At 64.9% G+C, this 6,388-nt stretch carries 5 protein-coding genes and 1 pseudogene; 3 read left to right on the forward strand and 3 right to left on the reverse strand.

Translation table 11 applies throughout. From position 1 onward, the window contains the following. The 3 genes from AC30NL_RS12815 to AC30NL_RS12825 form a co-directional block, all read left to right on the forward strand. On the forward strand, positions 1 to 972 hold a 972-nt coding region (locus AC30NL_RS12815; RefSeq protein ID WP_489464386.1), incomplete at its 5' end, for a c-type cytochrome. Next, positions 969 to 1,445 (forward strand): (2Fe-2S)-binding protein, encoded by a 477-nt coding sequence (locus tag AC30NL_RS12820; RefSeq protein WP_489464387.1) that lies wholly within the window; start codon positions 969 to 971, stop codon positions 1,443 to 1,445. The genes AC30NL_RS12815 and AC30NL_RS12820, both read left to right, overlap by 4 nt. Next, on the forward strand, positions 1,442 to 3,649 hold the full coding sequence (locus tag AC30NL_RS12825) for a xanthine dehydrogenase family protein molybdopterin-binding subunit (RefSeq protein ID WP_489464388.1): 2,208 nt from the start codon (positions 1,442 to 1,444) through the stop codon (positions 3,647 to 3,649). Before AC30NL_RS12820 ends, AC30NL_RS12825 begins: the two co-directional genes overlap by 4 nt. 11 nt (positions 3,650 to 3,660) lie before the next feature. Here AC30NL_RS12825 and AC30NL_RS12830 read toward each other — a convergent pair whose 3' ends face one another. The 3 genes and pseudogenes from AC30NL_RS12830 to AC30NL_RS12840 form a co-directional block, all read right to left on the reverse strand. Next, positions 3,661 to 3,978 carry a hypothetical protein gene (locus AC30NL_RS12830; protein ID WP_489464389.1) on the reverse strand — a complete coding sequence of 106 codons (318 nt, stop codon included), beginning with the start codon at positions 3,976 to 3,978 and terminating at the stop codon, positions 3,661 to 3,663. Positions 3,979 to 4,088: 110 nt separating this feature from the next. Continuing rightward, entirely contained in the window at positions 4,089 to 5,777 is a 1,689-nt protein-coding gene (locus AC30NL_RS12835) for a rhamnogalacturonan lyase B N-terminal domain-containing protein (protein WP_489464390.1), read from the reverse strand. Positions 5,778 to 6,175: 398 nt separating this feature from the next. Then, positions 6,176 to 6,388 (reverse strand): annotated as a pseudogene (locus AC30NL_RS12840) (hypothetical protein); the annotation flags it as partial.

Below are 6,388 nucleotides of genomic sequence, written 5' to 3' on the forward strand. Positions count from 1 at the left end.
GAGCGGGCCATGCGCGAAGGTATCGACCGCGAAGGTCATCATCTCTACCCAGCGTTTCCGTACGAGCATTTCACGCTTGTGAGCAATGATGACATCGCTGCCTTGTATGCGTTCGTGATGACACGCGAGCCCGTGGCATCACGACCGCCGGCCAACACCATCAGCGTGCCTCGACCTCTGGTCGCGATCTGGAAGTCGCTGTACTTCGAGCCGGGCCGCTTCCATGCGGATCCGGCGCACGACGCGCAGTGGAACCGCGGCGCCTCCCTGGCCGATGGCCTCGCCCATTGCGGCGCCTGCCACACGCCGCACAACACGCTCGGCGCAGAGAAGAAAGCCGAGCGCTACGCCGGCGGAGAAGTCTCCGGCTGGCACGGGCCGGCGCTCGACGCGAACTCAAGTTCGCCCATCCCATGGACCGAAGAGGCGCTCGCGCAGTACCTGCGCAACGGCGTGGCCCCGGACCACGCGCTCGCCGCAGGACCGATGGCCAATGTCGTGCGCAACCTGTCGCACGGCGACCCGCAGGACATTCAGGCCATCGCGCACTACATCGCTTCGCTGGATGCCCGGCCCGCGTCGGCGCGTGCACAGCAGGCGCAAAAGGTGCTGGCGGAGCTACCGCGCCCGGGCATCGCGAAGGCGGATGCCCGCCACACACGTGGCGAGCAGGTGTACGCCGCAGCGTGCGCCGAGTGCCATGACCGCGGACGCGGCGTCGACGGCGGCGCGCTGCCGATGCCGCTCGCAATCGCGATCACGCTGCCGACGCCATCAAACCTCGTCCATATCGTGCGGGACGGAATCGTGCCGCGCGAGCACGAGCACGGGCTTTGGATGCCGCCATTCGACGCGGCGTTGACCGACGAGCATATTGCCGAACTCGCCACCTATCTGCGTTCGATGACGGACTTGCCGCCGTGGCGCGACGTGCCCGGCGACATCCGCAAGTTGCACACGGCTTCGCGATGATCACCCTCGATGTCAATGGCCGCCTGCACCGCACCGAGGTCGAGCCCGACACGCCGCTGCTCTATGTGCTGCGTGGCGAGCTGCAGCTCAACGGCGCCAAGTTCGGCTGCGGGCTCGGACAGTGCGGCGCCTGCACGGTGCTGGTCGACGGCGAGCCGGTGTACTCGTGCATCACGCCAGTCGCGACGCTCGAGCGTCGCCGCATTCGCACTGTCGAGAGCCTGGGAACGATCGAGCGTCCGGGGCCGATGCAGCGCGCTTTCATCGAGGAACAGGCGGCGCAATGTGGCTATTGCATCGCCGGGCTGATGATGCGGGCGCAAGCCCTGCTCGAACGCACCCCCGATGCGACGCCGGTGGAGATCCGCAAGCAGCTCGCGCCGGGGCTGTGCCGCTGCGGCACGCACATGCGCATCCTGCGTGCGGTCGGCCGTGCGGCCGAACTCATGAAGCAAGATGGGTCCTGGCGATGAGGCTTTCGCGGCGCAAAGTCCTTACCGGCGCTGGCGCACTGATCGTGAGCTTCACGTTGCGACCGCTCGGCGCGCAGGAGGTGTCGAAGGCAATGCCTGGCCCTCCAGGCAGCCTTGCGAAATCGCCACTGCTCGACGCATGGATCCGCATCGGTGCCGACGGGCGCATCACTGTGTTTACCGGCAAGGCAGAGCTGGGGCAGGGCGTCGCTACGGCATTGCAGCAGATCGCCGCCGAACAGCTCATGGTGGGCATGTCGGCCATCGACATGGTCACGGCGGACACCGAGCGAACGCCCGACGAGGGCTATACCGCAGGTAGCAATTCGATGAAGGACAGTGGATCGGCCATCCAGCATGCGGCGGCGCAGGTTCGCGCCCTGCTGATCGCGCAGGCCGCCGAGCGGCTGGGTCTTGCACCCGAGACGTTGCACCCCGAAGGCGGTGCGGTCGTATCGAACGACGGGCGGCACATTGGCTACGGCGATCTCGTTGCGGGCGAGACGCTGCATGTTCGCGCCACACCCGGCGCACCGCTGAAAAATACGGCAGCGCATGTCGTGATGGGCCTCTCCATCACGCGCCTGGACATTCCGCGCAAGGTCACGGGCGGCGAGGCGTACGTGCACGACCTTCGGCTGCCCGGCATGGTGCATGCGCGCACCGTGCGTCCACCTGCACTCGATGCCCGGCTCAAGACGCTGGACCCGGCCGCGGCTTCGCGCATGCCGGGTGTCCTGAAAATCCTGCACGACGGCCGCTACATCGCGGTCGTGGCCGCAGGCGAATATCAGGCGATCAAGGCGATGCGCGCCTTGGCCGGCAGTGCCGTGTGGGACGTGCCCGAGGGATTTGTTCCGCAGGCCGACATCCATGAGCTGCTGCTTCGCCTGCCCTCGCAGGACAGCGTGATCGAAGGCGACGCGCGGCTGCCCGCCCCAAGCGGGAACCTGATCGAGGCCACTTATCGGCGCCCCTATCAATTGCACGGGTCAATCGGACCGTCGTGTGCGGTGGCACTTTTCGAGGCCGGCAAGCTGACGGTCTGGACGCACAGCCAGGGCGTCTATCCACTGCGTGGCGCAATCGCCGAAATGCTGGGACTGTCGCCCGATCGCGTGCACTGCATCCATCACGAAGGCGCGGGCTGCTACGGGCACAACGGCGCCGACGACGCGGCCGCGGATGCCGCCCTCATCGCGCATGCCTTACCGGGCCGGCCCGTGCGCGTGCAATGGATGCGCGAGGAAGAGCATGCGTGGGAGCCATTCGGGCCCGCGATGGTGGCCCGCGCACGTGCCACGCTCCAAGCCGGCCGCGTGGCAAGCTGGCAATACGACGTTTGGAGCAACACGCATTCGACGCGGCCGGGGCGCGCGGGCGACCTGCTGCCTGCGCGGTTGCTCGCCTCGCCGTTCACGCCGACCGCGCCCAAGCCGCTTCCGCTGCCAGATGGTGGCGGCGACCGCAATGCGATTCCCGGTTATGCATTCCCGAACGTGCGTGTCACGCATCATTTCATTGCCGAGATGCCGCTGCGCGTGTCGGCGTTGCGCGCACTTGGCGCCTACACCAACGTCTTTGCGATCGAGAGCTTCATGGACGAATTGGCGCTCGCCGCGCGCATCGATGCTGTCGAGTTTCGGCTCGCCCATCTGGAGGACCCTCGTGCGCGCAATGTCGTGCGCATGGCCGCGCAGCGCTTTGGCTGGGATCGTTTCGCACGGCGCCGCGACCACGGGCGCGGCCTCGCATTCGCGCGCTACAAGAACCATGCCGCCTACTGCGCGGTGGCGATGGAAGTCGACGTCGAGCGTGAAGCCGGCGAAGTGCGAGTCGGGCGGGTGGTCGCCGCGGTGGACAGCGGCGAGGCCGTCAACCCCGATGGCATCCGCAACCAGATCGAGGGCGGCATCGTCCAGTCGCTGAGCTGGACGTTGTTCGAAGCCGTGACCTGGGATGCGCGCCGCATCACGAGCCGCAACTGGGGTCGCTATCCAATCCTGCGCTTTGGTCACGTGCCGCAGAGCGTTGAGGTGCAGGTGATCGATCGCCCGGGCCAGCCGTTCCTTGGCACGGGTGAGGCGGCACAAGGACCGGCGGCGGCGGCGCTGGCCAACGCCGTGGGCGACGCGGTGCGCCTGAGGATGCGCGACATCCCGCTGGATCGCGCCCGCATGCGAGCCGCCCTTGCAGCGGCGTGATACGTGCCTTGTCACGCCCACATTCGATTCGATGCCAACACGGAAACCCCGATATCCGTCAGCCACGGGAGACCCTCAATGTCACGCGCAAACGCGGGCCCGCGGTTCGGCGAGATAGGTCCCGCATCAGCCTTCGGACGGCGCTCGAGCTCGGCCTGAAGGTCGATGTCGACGCGCTCCCGTATCAGGTCGTCAGCGCGCTCGAGCGAGGTGCAGTCAACCTCGACGAGCCCGCCGTCACGCTCAACGGGGAGCCTCCGGCGGCATGGCAGGGGCAAAAACACCAACACAACCCCACCACCTGAAGTTGCCAGTTTGTTCATGATCATGAGGGTCAACCACGCCGAACCATCACCCAACCTGATCAGTAGCAGGCTGTCTACCCATCAAGATCAGTGCTCATGCTCAATGAAACCGGAATTGGAAAAGACTGGCCGGATCAATAACGAATCAAATCGATGGCGTCGTAGGCCACGCCCGGGCTCAGGTACGCTGTACCCGAGGTGCCGCTGGCCACGCTGAGCGTCAGTACGTTGTCGCCGGCCACGAAGGCGCTGGCCGGTATGGCGACGCTGAACGTCGTGTTGTTGCCCCGGTAGCTGCCGATTGTCAGTGTGCGCGTGCTGGGCTGTGTCGACGGGATGGGGATGGGGCCGGCCCATTGGTTGAGCTTGACCACGGGGCGACCACCGGCGAATGCGGTGGTGATGCCCAAGCGCAGGGTCATGTCGGCGATCTGGCTCGCGCTCAGTTTGAACCGCACGGTGATGGCACGGTTGACGTCTTTCCATTGGTAGGCCGGAAATCCGGTGACCGGCGTCGAAGTATCGACCACGTAGTCTGCGGTTTGCCAGGGTTGCATACGCACGTCGGACGGATGCATGGTGGTGACCTTGTCGCCGTTGAGAAACTCGCAAGGTGTCCCGTCCCAATCACCAATGCGCCAGATGGCTGCCATGGTGCTGGGGTCGTTCGTGACCGCTACCGTGCCGACCGATGTCGTCTTGGCTGCCTCGACCACCACGCTGCGGGTGTCCACCGCTAACTCGTTTTTGTAAACCTGCATGGTGTACCTGCCCGGCAGCATGCCGGTACTGAGGAAATGGCCATCGGCGTCGTCTGCGTCGGCCCAATACTGGGCCGACGCGTTTGAGAACCCGACCGTATAGCGGTAGTGGGGATCACGGCCTGAAATGGCCGCACCTGTTGCGCTGCCGCGCGCAGTGGGCGCCACGTAGCCGCTCAGACCCATGCTTGCAAACCAGCGGGTGTCTACCCGGTCGGGCGCTCTGCCGTCGGTGAACGCCAGGGTATAGCTGTTCAGCACACCGGTTCGAAACGACTCGGTTTGCGCTTCACCGTAGTTGATGATGTAAGTGATCTCTTGGTCGGTGTCGGTGCCCTGGTTGAGCAAGCTGCGATAAAAGGGACCGCCCGAGTTGCCCTCGTTGCTGTCGCGCACGATCCAAACGCCGGCTTGCGGGCTGGTGGCGCCAATGTAGGCCCAGTCCTTCAGGCGGATGTTGGAGTAGTGCTTGGAGCGCGTTTCGCCATTGGGCATACCGAAGATGTCATGGGCCTCAATGGCGCCGCGGTTACCCCGCAGGTCGGACTGCGCGGGGCCAAGAGGCAGCAGGCCGATGGGCACACGCACAATGAAACGGGCCAGACCAAGGGTGTCAGGCTCTGTGGTGAAGTAGGTCGCCATGTAGACCTTGGCTTCACCACGCTGTGCCAGATAATAGTGGGTGAGATCTCCCGCCTTGACCGTGATCTTGATGTGGTCGGGGTCGACCAGCGCCGCGTCTACGCTCACTGCGCTCACGCCGGTGTAAAGAAAGTCGAAGCCGGAATTGATCTGGCTGCCCTTGGAGCCATCCTGGTACTCGACGCCCTGGTAGACCAGGGAGCTGATGTCGCCCAGGCGCTTGCTGCTGCCGTCACTGTTGTGGCGGCGCACCTTGAACACCAGACCGGCGCCGGTGTCCACCGTGTAGACCTCGGCATCGCTGGAGAGGCCAAAATTGCTGTTGGCGCCAAGGCTGGCTTGTGCTGTGCCTGAACTGCTGCCGCCGCATCCGGCGACTAGGGCGAGCAGCAGCAAGCCGATCCGAAAAAGCATGCGCATGGGAGCGAGAGGGGAAGCGAGAACGGCCGACTTCCTGATAAGGTGGTGTTGTGCTGTCATGATGGGCACTATCCAGAAATCTCGGTGATTCCGGCTTTCATACGTCATAGCCACGCTGCTCAAGCCATTGAATTGAACTGCATGGGCCGGCTGGCCGCCGGCGCGGCACCCGAGAATTGCGCTCGAGTTGCCCCGATTGGCACTTAGCTCTTTGCGGTTGTATGCCCAGCCGGGCCTCAGGTCATGACGAAACACCAACCAGCATTCAAGTGGGTGCGGGTTTTCGGAGCGGACGAAATCGTCTGCAAGACGCGCCGACGCTGGGTTGTTGGGGGAGAGGCTGAATCGGGCAGAATACTGCCACCGGATGAGCACCAGCAGACGGTTGGACAGTCGAATCAGTCTCGGCCGACTTGCTGGATACGCTCGATCAACGACCATCCTTTGAGCTTTCGCTCGAAGACTTCTCGCCATACCGGCACGAACCGACGGTGCGCGGCGATCCACTCGAACCACTCCATTTCGACCCGATGCTTCTGCAATCGCAGCACATTGAACGAGTTGGCTTCTCCGCGTGCGCGGGTGGACGTGGCGGTCCCCGCCGAAACCAC

The sequence above is a fragment of the Rhizobacter sp. genome (genome assembly GCA_021153565.1).
Taxonomy (GTDB): domain Bacteria; phylum Pseudomonadota; class Gammaproteobacteria; order Burkholderiales; family Burkholderiaceae_C; genus Albitalea.